Source organism: Vagococcus sp. WN80Y (assembly GCF_059621045.1).
In genome coordinates, this window is the sequence record NZ_JCAQHY010000174.1 from 68,198 (window position 1) to 92,219 (window position 24,022).

The 24,022-nt window shown below is 37.1% G+C and carries 23 protein-coding genes and 1 pseudogene; 17 read left to right on the plus strand and 7 right to left on the minus strand.

Annotation, left to right across the window (positions count from 1 at the left end; genetic code table 11):
* The first annotated feature begins 106 nt into the window (after nucleotides 1–106).
* Nucleotides 107–643 (plus strand): helix-turn-helix domain-containing protein, encoded by a 537-nt coding sequence (locus tag AC5KOD_RS20655; protein WP_496916479.1) that lies wholly within the window; start codon nucleotides 107–109, stop codon nucleotides 641–643.
* A gap of 46 nt (nucleotides 644–689) precedes the next feature.
* On the opposite strand, the gene AC5KOD_RS20660 is transcribed toward AC5KOD_RS20655, so the two are convergent.
* The 3 genes from AC5KOD_RS20660 to AC5KOD_RS20670 all read right to left on the minus strand — a co-directional run bounded on the left by AC5KOD_RS20660 (nucleotide 690) and on the right by AC5KOD_RS20670 (nucleotide 3,143).
* The gene (locus tag AC5KOD_RS20660; RefSeq protein ID WP_496916480.1) at nucleotides 690–1,139 is read right to left on the minus strand and encodes a universal stress protein; all 450 of its coding nucleotides are present in this window, start codon (nucleotides 1,137–1,139) and stop codon (nucleotides 690–692) included.
* A gap of 63 nt (nucleotides 1,140–1,202) precedes the next feature.
* Entirely contained in the window at nucleotides 1,203–1,487 is a 285-nt protein-coding gene (locus AC5KOD_RS20665) for a hypothetical protein (RefSeq protein ID WP_496916481.1), read from the minus strand.
* A 222-nt stretch (nucleotides 1,488–1,709) separates the two neighbouring features.
* Nucleotides 1,710–3,143: a 6-phospho-beta-glucosidase gene (locus tag AC5KOD_RS20670; RefSeq protein ID WP_496916482.1), complete on the minus strand. Its 1,434-nt coding sequence runs from the start codon at nucleotides 3,141–3,143 to the stop codon at nucleotides 1,710–1,712.
* A 405-nt stretch (nucleotides 3,144–3,548) separates the two neighbouring features.
* Between AC5KOD_RS20670 and AC5KOD_RS20675 the strand changes: the two genes are divergently transcribed.
* From AC5KOD_RS20675 to asnS, 4 genes are all read left to right on the plus strand, one after another.
* The gene (locus AC5KOD_RS20675; protein WP_496916483.1) at nucleotides 3,549–6,338 is read left to right on the plus strand and encodes a helicase C-terminal domain-containing protein; all 2,790 of its coding nucleotides are present in this window, start codon (nucleotides 3,549–3,551) and stop codon (nucleotides 6,336–6,338) included.
* A 108-nt stretch (nucleotides 6,339–6,446) separates the two neighbouring features.
* Nucleotides 6,447–6,923 (plus strand): cell wall elongation regulator TseB-like domain-containing protein, encoded by a 477-nt coding sequence (locus AC5KOD_RS20680; protein WP_496916484.1) that lies wholly within the window; start codon nucleotides 6,447–6,449, stop codon nucleotides 6,921–6,923.
* Between the two features lie 25 nt (nucleotides 6,924–6,948).
* Nucleotides 6,949–8,136, plus strand: coding sequence for a pyridoxal phosphate-dependent aminotransferase (locus AC5KOD_RS20685; protein WP_496916485.1), 1,188 nt, complete (start codon nucleotides 6,949–6,951; stop codon nucleotides 8,134–8,136).
* Nucleotides 8,137–8,189: 53 nt separating this feature from the next.
* Nucleotides 8,190–9,488 carry an asparagine--tRNA ligase gene (asnS, locus tag AC5KOD_RS20690; RefSeq protein ID WP_496916486.1) on the plus strand — a complete coding sequence of 433 codons (1,299 nt, stop codon included), beginning with the start codon at nucleotides 8,190–8,192 and terminating at the stop codon, nucleotides 9,486–9,488.
* A 55-nt stretch (nucleotides 9,489–9,543) separates the two neighbouring features.
* Here asnS and AC5KOD_RS20695 read toward each other — a convergent pair whose 3' ends face one another.
* The 3 genes from AC5KOD_RS20695 to AC5KOD_RS20705 form a co-directional block, all read right to left on the minus strand.
* Complete coding sequence (locus AC5KOD_RS20695; protein WP_496916487.1) at nucleotides 9,544–9,909, minus strand: VOC family protein; 366 nt, start codon at nucleotides 9,907–9,909, stop codon at nucleotides 9,544–9,546.
* A 149-nt stretch (nucleotides 9,910–10,058) separates the two neighbouring features.
* Complete coding sequence (locus tag AC5KOD_RS20700) at nucleotides 10,059–10,349, minus strand: hypothetical protein (RefSeq protein ID WP_496916488.1); 291 nt, start codon at nucleotides 10,347–10,349, stop codon at nucleotides 10,059–10,061.
* 77 nt (nucleotides 10,350–10,426) lie between these two features.
* On the minus strand, nucleotides 10,427–11,215 hold the full coding sequence (locus AC5KOD_RS20705; RefSeq protein ID WP_496916489.1) for a Cof-type HAD-IIB family hydrolase: 789 nt from the start codon (nucleotides 11,213–11,215) through the stop codon (nucleotides 10,427–10,429).
* Nucleotides 11,216–11,411: 196 nt separating this feature from the next.
* On the opposite strand from AC5KOD_RS20705, the gene AC5KOD_RS20710 reads away from it, so the two are divergent.
* The 10 genes from AC5KOD_RS20710 (at nucleotide 11,412) to AC5KOD_RS20755 (ending at nucleotide 20,847) form a co-directional block, all read left to right on the plus strand.
* Nucleotides 11,412–11,861, plus strand: coding sequence for a CopY/TcrY family copper transport repressor (locus AC5KOD_RS20710; protein WP_496916490.1), 450 nt, complete (start codon nucleotides 11,412–11,414; stop codon nucleotides 11,859–11,861).
* Nucleotides 11,862–11,885: 24 nt separating this feature from the next.
* Nucleotides 11,886–12,095, plus strand: a complete 210-nt coding sequence (copZ, locus tag AC5KOD_RS20715; protein ID WP_496916491.1) for a copper chaperone CopZ — start codon at nucleotides 11,886–11,888, stop codon at nucleotides 12,093–12,095.
* Nucleotides 12,096–14,312, plus strand: a complete 2,217-nt coding sequence (locus AC5KOD_RS20720) for a heavy metal translocating P-type ATPase (protein ID WP_496916492.1) — start codon at nucleotides 12,096–12,098, stop codon at nucleotides 14,310–14,312.
* 200 nt (nucleotides 14,313–14,512) lie between these two features.
* Nucleotides 14,513–15,991, plus strand: a complete 1,479-nt coding sequence (locus AC5KOD_RS20725; RefSeq protein WP_496916493.1) for an AcpB/EbpR/MafR family transcriptional regulator — start codon at nucleotides 14,513–14,515, stop codon at nucleotides 15,989–15,991.
* Nucleotides 15,992–16,137: 146 nt separating this feature from the next.
* Nucleotides 16,138–17,307 carry a pyridoxal phosphate-dependent aminotransferase gene (locus AC5KOD_RS20730; protein WP_496916494.1) on the plus strand — a complete coding sequence of 390 codons (1,170 nt, stop codon included), beginning with the start codon at nucleotides 16,138–16,140 and terminating at the stop codon, nucleotides 17,305–17,307.
* Between the two features lie 502 nt (nucleotides 17,308–17,809).
* Complete coding sequence (locus tag AC5KOD_RS20735) at nucleotides 17,810–18,148, plus strand: putative DNA-binding protein (protein WP_496916495.1); 339 nt, start codon at nucleotides 17,810–17,812, stop codon at nucleotides 18,146–18,148.
* Nucleotides 18,149–18,159: 11 nt separating this feature from the next.
* Nucleotides 18,160–19,581 (plus strand): signal recognition particle protein, encoded by a 1,422-nt coding sequence (ffh, locus tag AC5KOD_RS20740; RefSeq protein WP_496916496.1) that lies wholly within the window; start codon nucleotides 18,160–18,162, stop codon nucleotides 19,579–19,581.
* 126 nt (nucleotides 19,582–19,707) lie between these two features.
* Nucleotides 19,708–20,322, plus strand: coding sequence for a TetR/AcrR family transcriptional regulator (locus AC5KOD_RS20745; RefSeq protein ID WP_496916497.1), 615 nt, complete (start codon nucleotides 19,708–19,710; stop codon nucleotides 20,320–20,322).
* A complete protein-coding gene (locus AC5KOD_RS20750) occupies nucleotides 20,322–20,561 on the plus strand; it encodes a hypothetical protein (RefSeq protein ID WP_496916498.1) in 240 nt (79 codons plus the stop codon). Before AC5KOD_RS20745 ends, AC5KOD_RS20750 begins: the two co-directional genes overlap by 1 nt.
* Before the next feature lie 37 nt (nucleotides 20,562–20,598).
* A complete protein-coding gene (locus AC5KOD_RS20755; RefSeq protein ID WP_496916499.1) occupies nucleotides 20,599–20,847 on the plus strand; it encodes a hypothetical protein in 249 nt (82 codons plus the stop codon).
* 91 nt (nucleotides 20,848–20,938) lie between these two features.
* Here AC5KOD_RS20755 and AC5KOD_RS20760 read toward each other — a convergent pair whose 3' ends face one another.
* Nucleotides 20,939–21,670: a cyclase family protein gene (locus AC5KOD_RS20760; RefSeq protein WP_496916500.1), complete on the minus strand. Its 732-nt coding sequence runs from the start codon at nucleotides 21,668–21,670 to the stop codon at nucleotides 20,939–20,941.
* A gap of 184 nt (nucleotides 21,671–21,854) precedes the next feature.
* On the opposite strand from AC5KOD_RS20760, the gene AC5KOD_RS20765 reads away from it, so the two are divergent.
* Both AC5KOD_RS20765 and AC5KOD_RS20770 read left to right on the plus strand, forming a co-directional pair.
* A complete protein-coding gene (locus tag AC5KOD_RS20765) occupies nucleotides 21,855–22,808 on the plus strand; it encodes a LacI family DNA-binding transcriptional regulator (protein ID WP_496916501.1) in 954 nt (317 codons plus the stop codon).
* Nucleotides 22,809–22,905: 97 nt separating this feature from the next.
* Nucleotides 22,906–23,251 (plus strand): annotated as a pseudogene (locus AC5KOD_RS20770) (nucleotidyltransferase family protein); the annotation flags it as partial.
* Between the last annotated feature and the right edge of the window lie 771 nt (nucleotides 23,252–24,022).

Consider the following 24,022-nt stretch of genomic DNA (forward strand, 5'->3'; position numbering starts at 1 on the left):
GCCAAGATTGCGGTGGTTTTTTTGTTTTTTGCTAATGTAATTGTTAGTGGTGAATTTTAGTAAAATATGTTATACTAAAATAAATTTTAATGAAGGGTGTGTTACTATGAATTTAATGGATGTATACTTACAGCGTCATCAGTTAACGCGCTATGATGTGTCACAACGTAGTGATATTTCTCAACAAACATTGTATAGTGCGAATAAGAAAGATGCTAAGGCTTACAGTGCTAAGGTGCTGATGGCATTAGGACAGGCAACAGGGGATAGCCCTGGTGAGGTATTAGATGCGTTATTAATGATTGAAAAAGAGGGAGCACTCTATCAAGTTTTTTCATTTGAAGACTTACAAGTGGCAGTTGATTCCAAAACACCTAGATTTTTAGTTGTGGGTCCTTTTTTGGAGACTATCAAAGAGTATAAAAAATCTCAACTTAGTGAAGAAGAACGGTTAGGTTTTGATTTGGGCGGAGCTGGAACAGGCGGTCTTTTAGAGGGTCTAATTAATTATCTGTGGAATACCTTTGATAAAGAGCTTGATAAAAAAAGTTTACGTTTAAAAGATAAGGTAATCAAACTTTATGATATGAAGCTTTTGAACAAGCAAACAGCGGAGCTGAGTTTGAAAAGTTTGACCTACTAAAAAAGAGGAGAGGGTGACAAATTTATGTCATCCTCTCCTCTTAAAATTAATTTTCTTTTTTATTGCGAATGACTAAGACGTTACATGTTGCATGGTTAACAACGTAGTTAGTTGTGGAGCCAATCCAAAGCTTGTCTAAGCCTGTTTTTCCGGTAGCACCGACGACTAATAGATCAATATCTTCACGTTGAGGAACTTTGTTAGTGATGATATCTCTTGGTTGACCCTGCTTAACAAGTGGATAAACGTCACCAACACCATATTCTTTGGCAAGATCGGCTAGTTCATTCATATCGCGTTTAGCTTCTTCTAGTTGTTCTTCAATAACACCTTCGATGACATAAGGTGCGAAGGGGTCCACTCGCGTGTCGACTACTCTTAAAATATAGAGACTTGCTTGATTTCGTTTGGCAATTTCGACTGCTTCCTTAAAGGCTAATAAAGAGTTTTCAGAGCCATCATTCGCTACTAGAACTCGTTGATAATTTGGTAACATAATCCTCAACCTCCCATACTTTTAATACTTATAGTATACCATAGGGTACGTAAATCATTGTGATTAAAGGCCAGCAGAGCGTTTCAAATCATCACTGATATGAGCGAATTTTTTTAATAGATCATAATTTTTTTGTGTGATAGTCACACGTTTAGTTAAATTATGAACTTTAATGGTGTTAATCTGATCATAAATTTCAAAGTCAATAAAGGTCTGGACATCTTGCGCGTATTCATAAGATTCAGCAAATTCTGAGTGGTTAGTCAGCTCAGACCAGTAGTACTCAAGAAATTTAAGCTTATTTTTCATTTCAGTATAATCCTCAGTGGGAATTTTCATTTTTGTCATGCTGTTCAGCCCTCAACTTTCTAATCTATTTAACTACTTATTACTATTATAATGAACTTTTTCGAAATAGCACACAATAAGCTGTTTTTTAATAGAAAGTAAATAATTATTGGTTAATCTTAAAATAATCAAGCTAACCATTTTTTGAATCAGACCTTAAAAGTATAGGGATAATAGAAAAAACACAGAGAGCTGTTATCAACTCATCTGTGTTTTAATAAATTATGCTAAGTCAGAGCCGTTAGAGGCAATAACTTGTTTATACCAATCAAAGGATTTTTTCTTACTACGGGCGAGAGTTCCTTGACCGTCATTGTCACGATCGACATAGATAAAGCCATAGCGTTTGCTCATTTCGCCTGATCCTGCACTGACTAAATCGATACAACCCCAAGTGGTGTAGCCAAGACATTCAACACCATCCTCAATCGCTTCACCCATTTCGCGAATATGTTCACGTAGATAATCAATTCGGTAATCGTCGATAATGCTGCCATCACTTTCAATCTTATCTATGGCTCCCAATCCATTTTCAACAACAAACAGCGGTTTTTGATAGCGATCATAAATCTGATTCATTGTGGTTCTTAAGCCAAGTGGATCAATTTGCCATCCCCATTCGCTAGCTTTTAAGTATGGATTCTTAAGAGAAGCAAAAACATTTCCTTCTGTTTTACTGCTAACCTCTGGATCAGCACTAGTTAAGCGTGAAGAATAGTAACTAAATGAAATAAAATCAACTGTATTTTCTTTCAATACGTCTAAATCACCATCAGCGATATCTAATTTGATATTATTTTCTTTAAAGAAACGTTTGCTGTAGCTTGGGTAATAACCACGAGCTTGGACATCAATAAAGAAGTAGCCTTCCCGATCTGCTTCCAGTGCTTTCCAGACATCCTCTGGTGCACAGGTGTTAGGATACGTTGATCCAGCAGCTAGCATACAACCGATTTGAAAATCAGGGTTAATCTCATGACCTAATTTTGTTGCCATAGCAGAAGCGACCAACTGGTGATGAGCACTCTGGTACTTAATTTGTTCAGGATTTGTTTCCTTGCTGACGTCAAGTCCACCACCAAAGAAAGGAATATGCAAAATCATATTGATTTCATTAAATGTTAGCCAGTATTTAACCGTATTTTTGTAGCGGTTAAATACAACTTCACAATAATTTAAGTAAAAGTCAATTAGTTTTCTATTTTTCCAACCACCGTAATTTGTCATTAGAGCAACAGGGGTATCAAAATGCTGGATTGTAACAAGTGGTTCCATGCCAAGACGTTGGCATTCATTGAAGAGGTCGTCATAAAATTTTAAACCTGCTTCATTTGGCTCTGTTTCGTCGCCTTTGGGGAAGATACGCGCCCAACATATAGAGGTTCTAAATGTTTTAAAGCCCATCTCAGCCATTAAGGCTAAATCCTCTTTATAATGATGATAAAAATCAATGGATTCATGGCTTGGATAGAAGCCATAGTCTTTTTCAAGAGCGTCAGTCGGGTTCATCAGAGCGTCCCAACGACCGTGGTGAACGTCTGGTAGAACATCAACAGGTGATAAACCTTTCCCATCAACGTCATAGGCCCCTTCACATTGATTGGCAGCAACAGCGCCACCCCATAAAAAATCTGTTGGAAATTTACTTGTAACCATTTATTCGTCTCCTTCCGACTTATAAAATTTGATAGTTCGTACTATATTAGTTTAGCACAAACGATTGCATCTTTTTTGAGCACTCAGTCAATTAATTAATTGTTTTTACGAAAAAAACAAAAAAACCTACACTCATCCCAGTCATTTTTCAGCATAAATCGCCAAAATAACTCGCATGAATCTAGGTTATGCCTACTATTAAGTAGTAACATTCCATCTGAATTCCACTTAAATATATCATATGAAAAGCCTTTCTTCAAGAGTTATTATGATTATTATAAAGTGAGTTAAAATAATAAGGTGAAATATTTGGTGAAAATAGGTATAATTTGACTAGGCCTTTCGGCGACTAACAATCATTATAATGTTAGTTTTAGTGCTAGTGAGTGAAAGTAGGGAAGTGTAGTGGAAAACAATACAACTTTTGCAGTTGTCGACATAGAAACAACCGGCACCAATCCAGCAACAGATCGAATTATCCAGTTTGGTTGTGTTTTTGTTCAAAATAATCAGATTGTGTCGCGATTCGCTACCGATGTCAATCCTAAAATAAAAATAACGAAGCAAATTGAAAATTTAACGGGAATTACAAATGAACAGGTTGCTAGAGCCCCTTATTTCGAAGATGTGGCAATGGAAATCGCTAATCGTCTATCAGGGTGCGTATTTGTAGCACATAATATTTATTTTGATTATCAGTTTTTAAGTAAAGAATTAACGCGTTGTGGTGCACCAAAATTGACCATAGCTGGTGTAGATACTGTTGAATTGGCACAGATTTTTTTGCCAACCTCGGCTAGTTTTCGCTTATCCGATCTAGCTGAACAGTATGGAATTACTCATGATCGACCCCATCAAGCTGATAGTGATGCAGAGGTGACAGCTGAATTATTATTGGTTATGGAGAAGCGAATGCGATCATTACCTCTTGTAACGATGGAGAAAATTGTAACTCTATCTGATGAATGTGGTATGGAGACTTCGGATTATATTAAGTCAATTTATCAGGAGATGCTAGAGTCAATTAATCCTTTAACTGAAGGCATTCACTTGGTAAACGGATTGGCAATTCAAAAAAAAGAAGTGACGTATTTTGTATACAATCATCAACAAGAAGCTGAGTATCCCCATTCTAAGTCTATGAAAGAAGCTTTGTATCAAGGTGTTTTAGACTACCGCGAGACTCAAAGTAAGATGATGAATTTGGTATATGACTTTTTTTCAACACCTGTAACAGCAGATGGTGGTAAGTTAGGTCATAAAAATGTGGCGATTGAGGCACCGACTGGAAGTGGTAAAACTTTTGGCTATTTACTCCCTTTAAGCTATCTGGCCACTCCAGAGCAGCCTGTAATTATTAGCACGGTGTCCCTTTTACTTGAAAGTCAGCTTGTAGAAAAGGATTTGTCCTTAGTTAATCAGATTCGACCAAATAGTTTGGTGGCAACGTTAGTTAAAAGTCATCGTTATTTTATAGATTTAGACCGGTTTGCAGCCACGCTGATTAACCCTGTAAAGCAAAAACAATATGCTTTATATCAAATGGGGATTCTTGTTTGGTTGACTGAAACGACTACTGGAGATTTAGATGAGTTGAATCTGACAACTTATAACCATGTTTTTTTTAAACAAATTAAGCATCAGGGGATGGCGTATTTATCAACTAATTCTCCGTACTATGAGGTTGATTTTTGGCGACATTTGCAACAGAAAATCAAACAATCTAATGTGATTGTGATCAATCATGCGTTTCTTTGTCAAGAGAATTATCGAGAGACGCCTCTTTTACCAAGTAGTCCTTATTTAATTATTGATGAAGCCCATCATTTACCAGAGATTGCTCAACGAGCTGGTTTTATGCAGATGTCAGATTTTCAAGTTAATCGCCAGTTGTTACAACTTACGAATAGTGACAATCAGCCGACTGCATTAAGTAAACTGTGGAAACACGATGATTGGCGTCGCGAGGTTAAGTCGTTGCGGACGATACTTTACGAAGCGGTAGCAGTTTTTGAAACTGTTAAGGAAGACATTGTTGAAGCAGTCTTGATTGATCACGGTCGCCATTATGAGGAAGATATATTGGTGACGAATCAGATCTTGACCGATTTACCGATTTATATGAAAAAAAATTTGAAGCAATTTGACATTTTATTAGCAGAAGGGTGTCATTTGTATCAACGGATAGAAACTAAATTTTTGCAAGAAATTGATAAATGGACGGCGTCAGAGAAATTTATTATGACAGAATGGTTAAGTGATCTGGCCCAATTTGCCGATTTTTCTCATTTCTTTCATGATTTCATACAACCAGCTTCAAGTGAAGTGATTAAATGGCTGCAGATTAAGGAAAAGAATCGACAAATTATTGTCAGTTTTAGTGATTTTTCAGCGTCAATAGTTGCTAACAGTCGTTGGTATTCTCGATATGATAAAATTTTGTATACAGGAGGGACGATTCGAGTTGGTAAGGATACACAATATTTAGGGAGAACTTTAGGAATTGACTATGTTCCCTTTAAATCACTGCCGTCTCCTTATGACTACAGCAAACAGGCTCGATTATATCTTCCAACTGAAGCAAATAATTATCGGGAGTTGAGTTCACCTGAATATAGTGAGTTTGTTAGTCGCACGATAAAAAGAATGATGAGGCAGGAAGATCGGTCAATACTGGTTCTATTTACTTCACATGAAATGTTGCAGAAAGTCTATCAAAAAATTCATTATGAGTTGTTGATGGAGGGGATTGAGGTTCTGGCGCAAGGCGTATCGGGATCACGTGAAAAAATAGTCAAGCGTTTTTCTCACTCAGAGCACACTGTTTTATTAGGAACTGATTCTTTTTGGGAAGGGGTGGACCTTCCTGGTGAAGCATTGGAGATCATTATTGTGACTCGTTTGCCTTTTGAATCTCCAGATCGCCCTTTTGTGAAAGAAAAATATCAATATTTGAAGGACAACGGAATTGATTCATTTAATAAATATGCGTTACCAAAGGCAGCGTTGAGATTGCGCCAGGGTCTAGGGCGTTTGATTCGATCGGAGACAGATAAAGGGGTGTTATTAGTTCTTGATCGTCGCCTAACAAAAGCTAAGTACGGGGCGCGAATGCTTCGTGCTTTACCAAGTGATTTGCCAATTATTGAGGAAAGTCTCGATGACATATTAAAAGACCTTAAAGAATTTCTCTAAAGTCGCTAGTTTCTAAGCACAAGTTGGAAAAATTCTGGTATAATAAGAAAAGCTTTGGAAACTTATTTAATCTAGAAAGTTATGAGATACGAAAAGAGGACCAGATGAATGAAGAAAAAAATTCTAATTGGGATTAATTTGGTCTTAGCCACGCTTATTTTTACATCGATTTTCTTCTTTGTAAGAGCTAATCGTCCAATGAGTCGTGCTAAAAAAGAAGCAATAGAGATTGCCAAGCAGTACACAGACTTGGAAACTGTCGATCGTTTTTATTGGTATACTCGTGAAGAAAGCTATTTTACGTTAGTGGGCAATAATGCGAAAGATCAAGCGATTATCGTGATTATTCCTAAATCGGGAGAAAAAGTGACAGTTTTAAATCAAGCGGACGGGCTAACAGAAGAGGACGTCTTGAAAAAAGTTTACCAACAGGAAGCTGTTAGTAAAGTAACCAAGATGAATTTGGGGCTTTATAAAGGCCATCCAACTTGGGAAGTAGTGGCTGAAAATAACAGCAGTGGCTTAGATTACTATTTAGTTGATTTCAAATCGGGAGAAATTGTAAGTAGTATTGTTAATATTTAAGTAAAAAATGGAGATGAGGGATAGTATGGTTTTATCAAACAGAGCACAACAATTAGAGCCGTCAGTTACTTTAGCGGCAGCGGCAAAAGCGAAAGAATTGAAAGCGGCTGGTCTTGATATTTTAAGTTTGACTCTTGGCGAACCGGACTTTATTACACCAGAAAATATTCGTCAAGCAGCAATTGAGGCAATTACGACAGGACAAGCTAGTTTTTATACAGCGGCAGCAGGGATGCCAGCTTTACGTCAGGCGATAGTTGAGCGAACAAAAGCTGATTATGGTTTAACTTATGATGTTAGTCAAGTTGTCGCAACTGATGGTGCAAAATTTGGCTTGTATGCATTGTTTCAAGCTATTATTGATTCAGGGGATGAGGTAATTATTCCTGTTCCATACTGGGTGAGTTATGCTGAGCAAGTGAAGCTCGCACAAGGAACGCCTGTCTTTGTTCAGGCTGCTGAAAGTAATCAATTCAAGGTTACAGTAGCGTTGTTAGAAGCCAAGCGAACTGCTAAAACCAAAGCGGTGATTATTAACTCGCCTTCTAATCCAACAGGCGCAATTTATTCAAAGGAAGAGCTTCAAGCAATTGGTGATTGGGCTGTTGCTCATGATTTATGGATTATCTCAGATGATATTTATGGTCGTTTAGTCTATAATGGTCATGAGTTTACACCTATTGCGACGTTATCAGACGCTATTCGGCAAAAGACCTTGATTATTAATGGGGTATCAAAAAGTTACTCGATGACTGGCTGGCGGATTGGTTACGTTATTGGGGATGCGGATATTATCAAAGCGATTACGTCAATTGCGTCTCAAGCTACAAGTAATTGTACGGCAGTTAGCCAATATGCCGCTATTGAAGCACTGACGGGATCTCAGGAGTCTGTTGAGACTATGCGTCAAGCTTTCGAAGAGCGCCTCAACAAAATTTACCCATTGGTCGCTAATTTACCTGGTGTAAGTTTGCAGAAACCACATGGCGCCTTTTATTTGTTTCCTAATGTGAAGGAAACGATGGTACTTTGTGGATATGATGATGTTAATGTCTTTGTAGAAGCGTTGCTGATGGAAGCACATGTGGCAGTTGTGACGGGAGCTGGGTTTGGTGCTCCGGAGAATATTCGTATGAGCTATGCAACAGATTTAGCGACATTAGAAGGGGCTGTCAAACGGATAGCCGCTTTTATTGATAAAAAGAAACAATAATCATCTAGTATTAAACTGGATGATTAGTTGAAATTTAGAATGGAGAGACATGCATGGGAAGAATTCGTATTATTGATTCAAAAAATCATGTAGGAGAAACGGTACAAATTGGCGGCTGGATTGCCAATAAACGTTCAAGCGGTAAGATCGCTTTCTTACAATTAAGAGATGGTTCTGCTTATTTTCAAGGGGTTGTAGTAAAAGCAGAAGTGCCGGAAGAAGTTTTTGAAACAGCTAAATCATTGAATCAAGAGACGTCTGTTATAATTACGGGAGAAATTCGCGAAGACACGCGTTCAAAATTTGGTTATGAGATTGGCGTGACAGGGATTGAAGTAGTTGGGGAAAGCCATGATTATCCGATTACACCTAAAGAACATGGGACAGATTTTTTAATGGACCATCGCCATCTATGGCTGCGTTCAACCAAGCAACATGCGATTATGCAAATTAGAAATGAACTTATTCGTGCTACATATGAGTTTTTTAATACGCGTGGTTTTATAAAAATTGACCCACCAATCTTAACAAGTAGTGCACCAGAAGGGACGACAGAGCTGTTTAAGACGGATTATTTTGGTCAAGAAGCCTACTTATCACAAACGGGTCAGCTATACCTAGAAGCGGCAGCTATGGCCTTTGGGAAAGTATTCTCATTTGGACCAACTTTTAGAGCTGAGAAATCTAAAACTCGTCGTCATTTAACTGAATTTTGGATGATGGAACCTGAAATGGCTTTTGTTGAGCATGATGAAAGTTTGGAAATTCAAGAACAATATGTAGCTTTTATGGTTCAATCATGTTTAGATAATTGTGATTATGCACTTGATGTTCTTGGGCGTGATAAAGAGTTATTAAAAACTTATACTCAAACACCCTATCCGCGTATTTCTTATGATGATGCGGTGACATTATTACAAGAAAATGGCTTCGATGATGTTAAGTGGGGAGATGATTTTGGTTCACCTCATGAAACATTTATTGCTAATAACTTTAGTAAACCAGTCTTCATTTTAAATTATCCGAAATCAATGAGTCCTTTTTACATGAAGCCTCATCCAGATCGTGATGATGTAGTTGTTCGTGCGGATTTGATTGCGCCAGAAGGTTATGGAGAAATTATTGGTGGAAGTCAGCGAGCGGTTGGTTACGACTACTTGTTAGAGCAGATTGAAAAAGATGGTTTAAACGAAGAAGATTATGCTTGGTATTTAGATTTACAAAAATATGGATCAGTCCCCCATTCTGGTTTTGGTCTCGGATTAGAACGAACAGTTACGTGGATTTCAGGAACTGAACATGTGCGTGAAGCTAGCCCGTTCCCTCGTTTACTGCATCGGATTTACCCATAAAAAGTAAAATAGTGTGTGAGACGGACTTAGTCCTCGTCACGCACTATTTTTTTATTTAGGCTTGACAGCAAGCAAAGTAACGGCCTTCATTATCTGCAAAATTAAAGCTCAGTTGATCCCCATGTTGGCTGATGTCGTTAACAAAAGTTCCAGCAGATTTCAATTTTTTTTGAACAGCTTCAAGGTCATCTACATGTAGCATTAGCGAAGGCGTTTCAAGAGAAACCTCGGGAGATACTTGTTTAATGAAGTCAATGGCAAATAATTGAATAGTAAAGGGATGATTATTTCCTAGAATAATGGAGTTGGATATTCCTAAATCAATTTCTGTCAGGCGATTGAAATCCAGGTAGTTTTCCCAAAAAGAAGCTGTTTCTTCGACATTTTTTACGTACAGCATTACGGTTAATTGTTGAATCATCGGTGTCACGTCTCCAATCAGTTTGATAGCTTAAATTTTAGGTTATTTGAAGGAGAATGTACATCGATTTGCTTAAAAGAGAAAAAAGAAAAAGAGGCTGGGGGATGCCAGACCTCTTGGTGAATAACTGTTATTAGGTAAAGTATTTTTTAAATAATTGAGCTGTTTGTAATCATAGACAGGATTAAGACTAGTAAGAAAAAGACGGCAGGGATTGCGGTAATCAACAAGGCCAATCCATTGAGCAGGCGATCATCTTCTTGTTTTATCGCCATAGTTGAACGATAGAGAACAAGTGAGGTTAAAGCTAACTCTGTAAGAACTAAGTTGGGGCTGAAACTTAGCCAGTTGCAAACAAAAAGAAACAAACTAGATGCAGCAAAGGCTAAAGAGATGGTCGTCGAAAGTGAACACTGACGATCGTTACGGCTTAATAACATACACAACACTTCCTTTTGATAGCTAATTTATAGTAAAGAGTCATATCATTAATTTCATTCTACTATTTTAGTATAGGCTAAGAAGGTAATAAATGAAATCGGTCTAAAGCCTTAATTATGCCACCATTTAGATTGGCATCTGTTATATAATCGGCATGAGATTTGACTAGTTCAGAGGCATTACCCATAGCGATGCTGGTATCGACTATCTCAAACATTGGCAAATCATTTTGTCCGTCTCCAAAAGCGTAGGTAGGTATGTTGGGTTGGTTCAGTGCATGGAGAAGCTGTGTCATGCCAGATTTTTTTGAGATATTTTTTAAAACGATTGCCATTGAATAGGGACTATCTCTTACAAAAGATAAATCATCCATAAAAGCTGTTTGGTACTGCAGATCCAAGTGCGTATCTTGTGTGAACAAATAGAGCATGTAGATTGGCGCTTGTAAATAGTAGTATTCATCAACTTTAGGAAGTGGTGCGTTATCTAAATTGTATAAAGCAATCGCGCTTTCTTCGATAAAATTGATTCGATAATCGACATCAGAATAGAGTGCTAGTGAATGATTATGAGAATTTGTTAAATCTTGTAGGCTTGTTATTAGAGAGGAAGCAATTGGCATGGGTTGAATCAATTTGCCATTATGTTTAACGTATTGCCCATTAAGACTAACATAATTATCGATATCCAAACCTGCAGTGATGGCTTCTATTTCAAAGGGAGCACGACCACTGGCAATAATAGGAAGTATATTTTGTTTTTGAAGTTGGCGGATTGCATGTTTATTTTCCTCCGGAATAACGGAATGTTCATTTAATAATGTTCCATCTAAGTCGAAAAAAATGGCTGCTTTGTATGTTATCATGATTTCCCTCTTTCGTAATTGGCTACTAGTAATCTTTAGTATAGCGTTTTTCAAAGTAAGAAGAAAGATGCGATATAAGAAAATTAATACTTAGTTGAAGAAAAACTTTATGGTTGACAAAAAAAGATTACAGTTGTAAACTATGGTTATCAAGTCGATTACAACTGTAAATCGTCGGTGGATGGGATGTGAGAAAATGGAAAAAGTAAGTCCAGTTAAGATTAGTGATGCTGAATGGGAAGTGATGCGTGTTGTCTGGACCCTAGGGGAAACAACTAGCCCAGAAATTATTATGGTTCTAGAGGAGAAGATGGGATGGAAACCACCAACTATTAAGACGCTCATTGGCCGTTTAGTAAAAAAAGATGTGTTAAGTACTGAAAATTTTGGTAATAAATATATTTATCGTCCGTTGGTATCAGAAGAAGATACGGTGAAAAGCGCAACAGAGAGTCTATTTGCCCATATTTGTGCAAAGAAGATAGGTGGAACAATTGCGGATCTAATTGATGAAGCAGCTTTGACTTATGATGACATTGATATGATAATGTCTCATTTGTCGGCCAAAAAGGCTATAGCAGTTAAAACGATTGCGTGTAATTGTGTGCCTGGCCAGTGTGAGTGCGCAGACCATCGTTCAAAATAAAACTACTGAAAGAAGGAATTAAAAATGAAAAAAGAATTTAATGTGACAGGGATGACATGCAATCATTGTGTGGCTGCGGTTGAAAAAGGGATAGCTGGTTTGGCCGGAGTTGAGAAAGTTAAAGTTAATTTAAAAAAAGGCAAGGCAACCATAAAATATGATGAAAGTAGTCTTTCTCCCGAACGAATTGTTGATAAAATCAAAGAAGTTGGGTATGAAGCTGAGGTGATTTAAATGGATCAAACAGGACGAATTGAAGTTGAGACTCTGGCTATAAGTGGGATGACCTGTGCTAATTGCTCGGCGAGAATCGAAAAAGAATTAAGCAATCAGCCAGGAGTTAAAAATGCTAATGTTAATTTAGCCACTGAGCGAGCAACTGTCCAATATGAAGATGAGACGACCAATGTTGCTAAATTGATTGCCAGTGTGGAAAATATTGGTTATGGTGCTATTGTTTTTGACGATCAGCATAAGCGACAAATTGAGGAGGCGAAACAACAAGAAATTCGTAAAATGAAACGAGATCTTATTGTTAGCGCGGTATTGAGCACTCCAATGATTGTTGCGATGCTTATGATGATGCTGAATATCCATCATCCTGTTGCTGATTTCTTGCATCAGCCTCTTGTTCAATTAGCTTTAGCGACACCCGTTCAATTCTGGATTGGTGCACGTTTTTATAGGGGGGCCTATCATGCGATTAAAACAAGTGCACCTAATATGGATGTTTTAGTAGCTATCGGTACATCGGCAGCTTACTTACTCAGTATATATAATGGGTTTATTAGCGGTCATCCAATGGATTTGTATTTTGAAACCAGTGCTGTAATTATTACGTTGATTTTACTTGGGAAATATTTAGAGCAAAATGCCAAAAATCGAACAAGCGGAGCCATCAAGCAATTAATGGCGTTACAAGCAAAAACGGCAACTGTCATTCGTCAAGGCGTTGAGCAAGTTATTCCGACAGAAGAAGTTCTTTTAAATGATTTTGTACGGGTTCGTCCAGGTGAACAGGTACCGGTTGATGGAGTGATTGTTGATGGTAGTACAACTATTGATGAAAGTATGTTGACTGGTGAAAGTCTACCGGTTGAAAAAAGTATGGACGATGGTGTATTTGGTGGAACGATTAACACTAATGGCGCAATTACTTTTAAGGCGACTCAAATTGGTTCTGAAACGGCTCTTTCACGGATTATTCGCATGGTGGAGGAAGCTCAAGGTAGCAAAGCGCCTATTCAAGCAGTTGCTGATAAAATTTCGGCTATTTTTGTTCCTATTGTGTTGGTGATAGCTTTATTAACATTAGTCATTTCTGGCTTTATATCTGGAAATTGGGAAGTTGCGCTTTTACACAGTGTTGCGGTACTGGTGATTGCATGTCCATGTGCTCTTGGTCTGGCAACGCCGACTGCGATTATGGTAGGAACGGGTTTAGGTGCTAAGAATGGCATTTTGATAAAGGGTGGTGAATCACTCGAGCAAGCTTCCCATATTAATGCTATTGTTATTGATAAGACAGGAACAGTGACTAAAGGAAAACCGAGTGTTACCAATTTTTATTTGGCAGATGATAGTTTTCTAAAGCCTCAAGAGATTCTAAGCATTTTGGGTGCGTTAGAAAGTAACTCTGAGCATCCCTTGGCTAAAGCTATTGTAACTTATGTGGAAGAAAAAGAAGCGACTAGCTCGTTAGAAGTTGTGGATTTTCAAGCATTGGTTGGTGCAGGAATTAGTGGGACAATAGCTAAGGAGATTTATTATGTTGGGACCAAGCGCCTACTACAGGATAACGAGATTCCATTTTACCCTAATGATGAGTTAGTATTAAAAATGGAAGAAGAAGGTAAAACTGTTATGTACTTGGCTAATCAACATGCTGTATTAGGTGTGATAGCAGTTGCGGATGAAATCAAAGAAACTTCGAGTGAAGCAATCAAACACTTGCAACAGCAAGGTGTTGAGGTCTTCATGATGACTGGAGATAATCGTCGGACAGCTGAATTTATTGGTACTCAAGTGAATTTGGATAGTGCTCATATATTTGCTGAGGTCTTACCAGAAGACAAAGCGAACTATGTTAAACAACTTCAAGAACAAGGAAAGTTTGTTGCGATGGTTGGAGATGGAATTAATGATGCTCCAGCACTAGCTATGGCTGAGGTTGGAATCGCTATGGGAACTGGTACGGATATTGCCATGGAAACGGCTGATGTTACATTAATGAATGGCGATTTATTGAATTTGTCGAAGATTATTAAACTTTCACGGTTAACAATGCGTAAGATTAAGCAAAATTTATTTTGGGCGTTTATTTACAACACAATTGGTATACCTTTCGCTGCAATAGGCTTTTTGAATCCAATTATTGCAGGTGGTGCGATGGCGTTTAGTTCGGTTAGTGTGTTGTTGAATTCGTTAAGTTTGAATCGTCAAAAATTATAAATAACGATTTTGTGAGACTAAAGGGGAAGTAAAACCTTTTAGTCTTTTTCTTAATGTCTTTTCTATTTTCTCTATGTACAAAATATGGTATGGTGTTGATAACTACTTTTAATCTGAACCAGTCAAGTAGTGAAAGATTATGATTGAATGTGGCAAAATATTGGTTGTTAAGAATAAGAGATAGAGAGGGGCTGGTAAATGTGAGTTATAAACTGACCAAACAATTACGACGAACATATGAATTGTTAAACTTAATGATTGATGCGGATAAACCTTTATCGAAGCTTGAAGTTTTGAATAAGATAGGGTGTTCGCGACCAACCCTTGAAATAACTATTAGCGATGCTAACCAATTGATTAGTGAATTTACAAGTGTCGAGTACAGTGCAGCTGGTCTTTTTTTGAGAAAAAAAGGCCAGTTGAATAAATGCCAAGTTAGAGCGCTTATCAGTAATCAAACATTTATTGTCCAGTTTCTATCTGATTTGTTGTTAGGAAATGTTACAACAATAGAAGAGTGGGCTGAGAGTCATTTTTACAGTATTTCAGTCGCCTACCGACAAACGCGGGAAATAACAGATTACTTGAAGGAATTTGGAATTCAGTTAGTGAATGAAAATAATCAGTGGTATTTAAGTGGTGATAGTTGGCAGGTTCGTTTTTTCTATTTTCAATTATTAAGAGAAAAAGCGATTGTTGATAATGTTTGGATATTTGAAAATTTAGATTACCATGTATTAAATGAGTTTGTTAAGCAGGTATGTCAAGAATTGGAATTATTTTTAAGTCCGATCGTTGAATATTTTTATACCTTAATCATCGCGGTTCACCTTTCTATAACTAATAACCCACATACAATCGAATTAATCGATGATGAGAAATTTAAGTTTTTATTAGATGACCATGCGTTCGATAACCCTTTAAAATCACTTGAAAACTATTTGAAGCGTTCGTTGTCAACGAATGAAACTGCTATGTTAATTAGTTCAATTGAACTGTTTCCTGTTAAATATTTATCAGATGCAGCGATGCAGCGACGCGTTATTCATTCGAGCTTGACGGATCATGCCATATACCAATTAGCACTAGAGACTTGCGATGTTTTTTATCCGAAAAATCACAGTCTTAAAATGACAATCAATTTTATTGATATTTATTCCCCGTTGCAATTGATTGGTAGCTATCGTGAGTTTAATTATGATCAAAATATGCTAAAACATAATCGGGAATTTAGACGAGCGGCTGGGCCGGATTTTAATAACAAAATTAATGAGCTAAAAGACCGATTAAAAACGAAAGACTACCGTCAGTATTATTTTGAGAATGAGGTTGAGCTTAATAAAAAGTTGTATATTGTGTATAAAACCTTTCCTCAAGAGAATCAGGTGGAACCGATTGCTGTGACATTTCTATCGGAGCAAGGTTTTGTTAAAGAGCAATATTATTATCATCAATTATCAAGTCTTTTTGCTGATGAGCGCTTAGAATATCTCAGTGCCCAAGAAGTTCATCAGAATAATTTATGGTCAGAGCTTGATTTAATTGTAACGGATTTTACCTTGGCTAGATTTGATTATACAGGACGTGTATTTTATATAAGTGAGATAATGAGGCAGGAAGATTTAAAAAAGATAGAAGTAGTTATTGAAGAGTTGGAGAGTGCTAAGCAAAAGAAATAGGGCGGAGCAAGTAGTTAGTTACTTTACACGTTTATTTTTAGGTCTATTTGTGGAAAAGGTAATGCTTTTCAATAAATTTACTGAAAAATGAGGCATTGACTTGAAGACTATGATACTATAGAAAAAAAGGAAATGGAGTGTTGTTGATGACTAAATTTGTACCGAGCTTTAATCAACAATTAGGGAAGATTATCCCTTCGCCGATACGACAATTTGATGAAGATTGTACGAGTATCGAAGGAATTATCAAGCTAACTTTAGGTGAACCAGATTTTAATACGCCGGAGCATGTTAAGAGTGCTGGAATTGCTGCTATCCAGAATAACTTTTCACACTATACAATTAATTCGGGATTAATTGAGTTGAGGGAAGCTATTCACGATTTTTTTCAAAAAAAATATCATGTTAGTTATGAGCCCCAATCAGAAATATTAGTAACTGTGGGAGCAACAGAGGCTTATTCTTCAAGTCTCTTAGCTATTCTAAATCCAGGTGACAAGGTGTTAATTCCTACGCCAGCTTTTCCTGGGTATGGCCCGGTTATTACTTTGGCTGGAGCTGAGATAATTGAAATTGATACATCTAATAATGGTTTTGTTTTAAGTCCAGAAATGATTGACCAGGCAATGACTGAGCACGGTGAAGCTGTTAAGGCGATTATTTTAAATTATCCAAGCAATCCAACAGGGGTTACTTATACTCGTGAAGAAGTAATTGCTATTGCAGATAGTTTAAAGAAGTATTCTATCTTTGTGTTGTCAGATGAAATTTATAGTGAACTATCTTATGAGGATCAGCATGTTTCGATTGCTGAATTCTTACCTGAACAAACAATATTAATTAGTGGTTTATCTAAATCACATGCGATGACTGGGTGGCGAATTGGCTTTGTTCTAACACGAGCTGAAATTGCTCGTGAAGTTGCTAAAACACATCAATTTTTGGTGACAGCTGCGACTACAGTGGCACAAAAGGCTGCTGTAAATGCTCTTACTGTGGGTATAAATGATGGGGTTATAATGAAGGAGGCTTATCGTCAGAGACGTGATTTTGTCTGTCAGGAGTTAAGTGTTTTAGGGTTTGAGATTGCGAAGCCTTCAGGCGCTTTTTATGTTTTCGCGAGAATTCCGAATGGATTTCCTCAAGATTCGTTAACGTTTTGTCAGGAACTTGCGACCCAATTCAAAGTTGCAATCGTGCCAGGAAGTGCATTTGGCTCAGCTGGACAGGGGTATGTTCGGATTAGTTACGCGGCAGATATGGAAAAATTAGTTGAGGCGATGGCTCGAATTAGAGGCTATGTTAATTCTAAATAAGTAAGAAAAAGCAAAAAGGCGAGACAAATGTCTCACCTTTTTGCTTTTTCTTCTACTCACCCTCCACAAGGTGTTGTTAGTAGAATGGAACTCATAAATCGAGTTCTGTCGCCTCATCGCATGTATATGAGTATAACATAGCTAAATTTAAAATACTAGTCTCTCTTCAATAAGCAGTGAAAATATGATATAATTAATGACTTGAAACTCTGTTGCGAGAAGTTTTGTGTGAGTCATCAACTTTAAAAAACATATTAATACTTAAGTAACTTCATTAAAATTAGCAGGAATTATGCGTAAAGAAGTGGGCAAACTTATTTGTTAGTGAGTAAATTTGATTTATGTCGCTATTACTTACTATTATTATGATTGTTTATTTTGTGGATGACTGCTAAATAGCTAACCTAGTAACTGGCACAGATAGAGTGGCAACTTATCAAAGATAAAGGTATAATAAAATAGGGGTAGCGACTATTGATTGTTTCTCAGAAGGAGGCACTAAATGGCTATTGAAAAAACCAATCGGATGAATGCATTATTTGAGTTTTATTCGACACTTTTAACTGAAAAACAGATGAATTATATCGAATTATATTACGCCGATGACTTTTCTTTGGGAGAAATTGCTGAGGAATATGGTGTAAGCCGTCAAGCAGTTTATGATAATATCAAACGGACAGGAAAAATTTTGGAAAATTATGAGCGTAAGCTTCATTTATATTCTAATTTTGTCGTTAAAGAAGAATTAATAGCCAAGATGCATCATCATGTTAATGAAAAATACCCTGAGGATCAAGAATTGTTAGGGTGGATTAAAAATATTCAAGAGATAGAAGAATAGGAGAAAAAAGTATGGCATTTGAAAGTTTAACAGATCGTTTGCAGAATGCGATGAGTAAGTTACGTCGTAAGGGAAAGGTTTCTGCTTCCGATGTTAAAGAAATGATGAGAGAAATTCGTCTGGCGTTATTAGAAGCCGATGTTAACTTTAATGTGGTGAAGGACTTCACTAAACGAGTAAGCGATCGAGCTGTTGGAGTAGAGGTGCTCGAAAGCTTATCTCCTGCTCAACAAATTGTGAAGATCGTTGATGAGGAGTTGACTCAAACTCTTGGAACGGCCGCAGTTCCAATTAATAAATCACCAAAGATCCCGACAATCATCATGATGTCTGGACTTCAAGGGGCTGGTAAAACGACGTTTGTTGGGAAGATGGCGAACCAGCTAAAGAAAACTGAAAGTGCTCGTCCTCTTCTAATTGCAGGTGATGTTTATCGTCCGGCTGCGATTGAGCAGTTAAAGGTATTAGGCCAACAAATTGATGTACCTGTTTTTGAAATGGGAACGGAAGTAAGCCCAGTAGAAATTGTTCGCCAAGGATTAGAACAAGCTTACGCCAATAAAAATGATTATGTTTTTATTGATACGGCTGGACGTCTACACGTTGACGAGTTATTGATGGATGAGTTAAAACAAATCAAAGCACTAGCTAATCCAGATGAAATTCTATTAGTTGTTGATGCTATGACTGGTCAAGATGCGGTTAATGTTGCTGAGAGCTTCAATGAGCAACTAGATATTACTGGGGTTATTGTGACTAAGCTAGATGGTGATACGCGTGGTGGTGCAGCACTTTCAATTCGTGCGGTTACTGGTAAACCTATCAAGTTTGTCGGGACAGGGGAAAAGCTGACTGATTTGGAAGTTTTTCATCCTGACCGGATGTCAAGTCGTATTCTTGGTATGGGGGATATGTTGACTCTGATTGAGAAGGCTCAAGAAGATTATGATGAGAAAAAGGCTGAAGAACTAGCGACAAAGATGAAGGAAAATAGCTTTGATTTCAATGACTTTATCGAACAAATGGACCAAGTAATGGGGATGGGGCCAATTGAGGATCTCTTAAAAATGATTCCCGGAATGAACAATATTCCAGGGATGGATCAAATTCAAGTCGATCCTAAAGACGTTGAGCGGAAAAAGGCAATGGTTTTTTCAATGACACCTGCTGAACGAGAAAACCCTGATTTACTAACGCCAAGTCGTCGCCGTCGGATAGCTGCTGGCTCAGGTAATAATGTAATTGAAGTTAACCGAATGATTAAGCAATTCAACGAGTCAAGAAAAATGATGCAACAGATGACTAAAGGTAAGATGCCCGCTGGTATGGATCAAATGTTTGGAACAGGGATTAAGGGCAAGATGGGAAAAATGGCCATGAATTCAATGGTCAAGAAGAATCGTAAGAAAAAAATGCGTAAAAAGAAAAAATAGAGGTCGAAGACTGAAACTACTTAGGTAGCTTTAGTCTTTTTTTTGTATTTGACAAGTGTTATTTTTAAAGTTATAATTAATTGTGAATAAAAAATGAAAAGTATTCATAATAAAAGAGGTGAAAAGATGGCGAAGGGACCTAAGGGATTTTCTGATGAAGAAAAAGTTGAGTTAAGAAATAAATTATGTGTCGCTTGTGAAAATAGTTGGGCATTATACGGCTATAAAAAGACTAGTATAGGGAAATTAACTGCTACAATTGGTATTTCAACAGGGGCTTTTTATTTATTGTATTCGTCAAAAGAGGAATTGTTTTGCGAGACGCTAGCTAGAGTCCAAGAGTTACTTACTTGTAATATTCAGCGAATTATCACAGAAGTTGGTGGGCTTCAGGGATTTCGTGAAGCGATGATTTGGCATTTTGACGAGTATGATAAACGGCCGTTTTTATATGATTTTACCTCTCAAGATTTTTTAGCATTTGTCAATAAATTGCCTCAAGGACAGATTGAAAAACTTAAGTTTGATAGTGTTGCAGCTTTTGAATTGATGTTGAAGCAAGCTGAATTAACGCTAAATGTTAGTCAGGATAAAGCTTTTGCGGTTACAAGCTCGTTACTTTATACGGTGACGAATAAAGAACGTGTTTCATATGATCAACGTGAGATATTTATCTTTTTATTGGATGGTGTATTACCAAATTTATTTAATCTAAATGAGAATGAAAGAAGGAAATTATAATGAGTTTAATGAATCAACTTTTAGAATTTTTAAAACTATCAGCACCTTTTTCGGCTGCTATCAATTTATGTGTAGGAGTCGTATTATTAATGACAGGATTGGGGTTATTAGTAACTAACAAGAATCAAACTAAGAGTCGTGGAAAACAAGTGGTGGCTATGGTTTGTTTATCGCTATCAGCATTAGCAATCATGGGATCTCTATCAACATGGTTTTTTACAAGAGTTGTTTTTAATTAATCATTAAAATATTGGATAAATTTGAAGGAGGAAGACAATGATTAAAACAATGTATTCAGTCATCGATGGCATTTGTGAGGTAACAAAGGAGACGACGGGAGTGTCAATTAGTATCCCAAAGTTAGGAAAAAGTACATTGAGAACCTCTTATATCACTAATGGTGTTACGGGAGCGAGTCTAGTACTCTATGGCTTATTAACTCCGAGAAAATGGGCAATTGTACTTGGCGGTATGGGAATTGCTTCGAGTATTGCAATGCGGGAGGAAGCAAAAAAAATGCCATAACCTTGTTGGAAAGGCGAAAAAATTGACCACTGCTGTTTACACGTATTTTTAGAGTAAACAATAGTGGTCATCTTTTTATACAAATTATTGCTTAAGGAAGTATAGCAAATGATCGAGCAGTAAAGCCTGGTGCTTGTTTGATCTTAGGGATGCTGGTTAAGATAATTGCACCTGTTGGGGGCAGTTTACTCAAGTTAGCCATAACTTCAACTTGGTAGATATCTTGAGATAAGACATAGTACTCCGCAAGAAGGGCACCATTTTTTTGATAATCTAGACTGCAATCAGTGTCTAATGTTTCATGGCCGATTGCTGCTATTTGTCGTTCCTCACAAAGGAATCGTAAGGCCTCTAAAGACCAACCTGGCGTGTGATTGTTGCCATCGCTATCCTTGTTATCGAAAGCTACTTGGTTTGGCCAACGGTCACTCCAACCAGTAGCTAGAGCAACAAAACTACTGGTTGGGATTACTCCGTGTTCAACCTCAAAGTTTAAAATATCGTCCTTTGTTATGGCATAATCAGCATTTTTTGCTACTTTATCTTCAATATGAAGGACGATTAATGGCAAAAATAGTTCTTTTAAGGTTAATTCATCTAATAGACGTTTTCCTTCAACGAAGTGGGCCGGAGCATCTACGTGAGTCCCGTATTGGGTTGGCAAGGTGTACTCTTTAGCGTAGAAGCCATCCTCATAGCTGAATAGCGTTTTTTCTTCAGACGGATTAAAAGCTGAGAAGCGGGGAATAGTTGGTGTGACAGTGTGAGTTAAGTCGAGCCATTCTTTTTGTTTTAATTGTGCAAGTAAATCGATTAAAGTCATTTATACTTCCTCCTTATTTTATTAGATTATCCTCATTATACTCTAATTTAGCATTTATTATCTAGATGATTTTGTGAAAAGTAGCTAGATTTATTTTGAGACGTCAATAGTTTAATCTAGTATTATTTTTTTTAATAGTTATAATGTAAGAAGGAAGAGTTAAAAGGAGGGATTACAGGCAGATATGGTTACGTTAACTGATGTAGCTAAAAAGGCGAATGTCTCAAAAATGACAGTATCGAGAGTGATTAATCATCCTGAGCAAGTAACTGATGAATTAAAAGAATTGGTCTTTCAAGCGATGAAAGACTTAGAATATAAACCAAATGTAGCTGCTAAAGCTCTAGCGAATAATCGTACTCAGGTTGTTAAAATGTTTATTTTAGAGGAGATGGATACGACTGAGCCCTATTATATGAATCTGTTAATGGGGATTTCTATAGAATTGGATAAGCACCAGTATTCTCTTCAATTAGTGACAGAAAATAGTTTTGATGTTGGATTATCAGATGGGTATATCATTACTGGGATGCGAGATAAAGATTATGAATGGATTGGCCGGATCGAAAAGCCAGTGATTCTTTTTGGTGAAAATCGCTATGGATATGACTTTGTAGACACTGATAATAAAAAAGGTACAGCATTAGCAACAGAACATGCTGTAGAGATGGGCTATGAGAGGATAGTTTTTATAGGAATAGACGTTAAAGAAACCTTTGAATTTTCTCGAGAGGCGGGCTACATCAATACGATGCAGAAGCATCAGTTATTACCAGAAATTTATCGCTTTGATAATCGCTCACGTTACTCAGCAACATTTATTGAAGAGAATTTTTATGATTTTAATAAGAAAACGGCGTTCGTCTGTAGCTCAGATCGTCTAGCTATTGGCATTGAGCGTGGTCTTTTAAACAAGAAAGCACAGATACCAAAGGATTATGGTGTTGTTGGGTTCGATGGCGTTTTTCTGGATCAAATAGCGTACCCGCGGCTAACTACGGTTAAACAATCAGTTATTGAGATGGGACGAGCTTGTGGTCGGATGTTGTTAAATAAAATCGAACAAAAAGGAGCTCCGCAGGGCAATCAATTTTTTGAGCCTGAATTAATTATTCGAGAAAGTACAAAAAGTAACTAGTCAAGTTGAAAAGAGGGTGGGACAAATATCCTACCCTTTTACTAATTTCATTGACAGGATAGAATAAAACTGATCAGTTGGAGAGGAGGGAGATTGAATGAAGTGCTGTGGCGTTATAACTGAATATAATCCGTTTCATAATGGTCATGCTTATCATTTAGCGAAGGCTCGTCAGGTTAGTAAGGCCAGTAATGAGTGGGAATTTTTTACAGCGAGGAGAACCAGCTATTTTAGATAAATGGCGTCGCGTGGAAGTTGCGTTGAATTATGGGGCGGATTTGGTAATAGAATTACCGGTTGCTTATGCTGTTCAGTCGGCCGATTATTTTGCTGAGTTTAATGAGAAACACCAAGAGGCGATATTCCAAGCTTTTCAGCAGATTCGCAATAATGGAATGAGCTATCCTCAACAAATGACAGAGGTCTATTGTGAGCTTTATCCTGCTGATCGAGAGCTCTCCTCAGGATTATTACCGAAATAATTAAAAACGCTTTCAATCAGACGGTGAGCATGATATAATAAGTAAATTACATGAAATAGTTGGCTAAAGCGTTATTAAATAACAGATTGACTTTCCAATTTTTACCGATGCGTGATGAAATCACACAATAGATGATTTGTGATTAAAAGTTAATCTGAAGTCAGTGGTAATAGTGAATTTAGATTATTTTTTCGTTATTTTATGCATGATACTATCACGCATGATTTTGGGTTTCTATTTTTGAAGGATAACGATAGTGGTCAATTTTTCTATAAATTTGAGAGGCTCAAATTGAAATCGTGTTGTGAGTTAACTGGGTATAAATTAATTAAAAAAATGGAGTGGTGTCACGCGGTATGTGACAAAAAGTGGCGGTATGGTTGAACTATGTGAGTGAGATGTAGGAATTTAATCCGTATAGTCAAGTGATAGGGCCTTGAACTGGGACTTGTGTGGAATAGATATTTCCGATTTTGAGTAATTAAAAGCAATTAAAAAAATGGAGTAGTGTCACGTGACGTGTGACAAAAAAAGTGGCGGTATGGTTGAACTACGTGAGTGAGATGTAGGAATTTAATTCGTATAACCGAGTAATAGCGCCTTGAACTTGGGTTTGTGCGGAATAGATATTTCCGATTTTGAGCAATTAAAAGCAATAAAAAAATGGAGTAGTGTCACGCGATATGTGACAAAAAAGTGGCGGTATGGTTGAGATACGTGAGTGAAATGTAG

Excerpts from the sequence above, each read along its gene's own strand:
- AC5KOD_RS20655 (WP_496916479.1), top strand. The coding sequence starts at position 107 with ATGAATTTAATGGATGTATACTTACAGCGTCATCAGTTAACGCGCTAT.
- AC5KOD_RS20660 (WP_496916480.1), bottom strand. The coding sequence starts at position 1,139 with ATGTTACCAAATTATCAACGAGTTCTAGTAGCGAATGATGGCTCTGAA.
- AC5KOD_RS20665 (WP_496916481.1), bottom strand. The coding sequence starts at position 1,487 with ATGACAAAAATGAAAATTCCCACTGAGGATTATACTGAAATGAAAAAT.
- AC5KOD_RS20670 (WP_496916482.1), bottom strand. The coding sequence starts at position 3,143 with ATGGTTACAAGTAAATTTCCAACAGATTTTTTATGGGGTGGCGCTGTT.
- AC5KOD_RS20680 (WP_496916484.1), top strand. The coding sequence starts at position 6,447 with ATGAAGAAAAAAATTCTAATTGGGATTAATTTGGTCTTAGCCACGCTT.
- AC5KOD_RS20685 (WP_496916485.1), top strand. The coding sequence starts at position 6,949 with ATGGTTTTATCAAACAGAGCACAACAATTAGAGCCGTCAGTTACTTTA.
- asnS (WP_496916486.1), top strand. The coding sequence starts at position 8,190 with ATGGGAAGAATTCGTATTATTGATTCAAAAAATCATGTAGGAGAAACG.
- AC5KOD_RS20695 (WP_496916487.1), bottom strand. The coding sequence starts at position 9,909 with ATGATTCAACAATTAACCGTAATGCTGTACGTAAAAAATGTCGAAGAA.
- AC5KOD_RS20700 (WP_496916488.1), bottom strand. The coding sequence starts at position 10,349 with ATGTTATTAAGCCGTAACGATCGTCAGTGTTCACTTTCGACGACCATC.
- AC5KOD_RS20705 (WP_496916489.1), bottom strand. The coding sequence starts at position 11,215 with ATGATAACATACAAAGCAGCCATTTTTTTCGACTTAGATGGAACATTA.
- AC5KOD_RS20710 (WP_496916490.1), top strand. The coding sequence starts at position 11,412 with ATGGAAAAAGTAAGTCCAGTTAAGATTAGTGATGCTGAATGGGAAGTG.
- copZ (WP_496916491.1), top strand. The coding sequence starts at position 11,886 with ATGAAAAAAGAATTTAATGTGACAGGGATGACATGCAATCATTGTGTG.
- AC5KOD_RS20720 (WP_496916492.1), top strand. The coding sequence starts at position 12,096 with ATGGATCAAACAGGACGAATTGAAGTTGAGACTCTGGCTATAAGTGGG.
- AC5KOD_RS20730 (WP_496916494.1), top strand. The coding sequence starts at position 16,138 with ATGACTAAATTTGTACCGAGCTTTAATCAACAATTAGGGAAGATTATC.
- AC5KOD_RS20735 (WP_496916495.1), top strand. The coding sequence starts at position 17,810 with ATGGCTATTGAAAAAACCAATCGGATGAATGCATTATTTGAGTTTTAT.
- ffh (WP_496916496.1), top strand. The coding sequence starts at position 18,160 with ATGGCATTTGAAAGTTTAACAGATCGTTTGCAGAATGCGATGAGTAAG.
- AC5KOD_RS20745 (WP_496916497.1), top strand. The coding sequence starts at position 19,708 with ATGGCGAAGGGACCTAAGGGATTTTCTGATGAAGAAAAAGTTGAGTTA.
- AC5KOD_RS20750 (WP_496916498.1), top strand. The coding sequence starts at position 20,322 with ATGAGTTTAATGAATCAACTTTTAGAATTTTTAAAACTATCAGCACCT.
- AC5KOD_RS20755 (WP_496916499.1), top strand. The coding sequence starts at position 20,599 with ATGATTAAAACAATGTATTCAGTCATCGATGGCATTTGTGAGGTAACA.
- AC5KOD_RS20760 (WP_496916500.1), bottom strand. The coding sequence starts at position 21,670 with ATGACTTTAATCGATTTACTTGCACAATTAAAACAAAAAGAATGGCTC.
- AC5KOD_RS20765 (WP_496916501.1), top strand. The coding sequence starts at position 21,855 with ATGGTTACGTTAACTGATGTAGCTAAAAAGGCGAATGTCTCAAAAATG.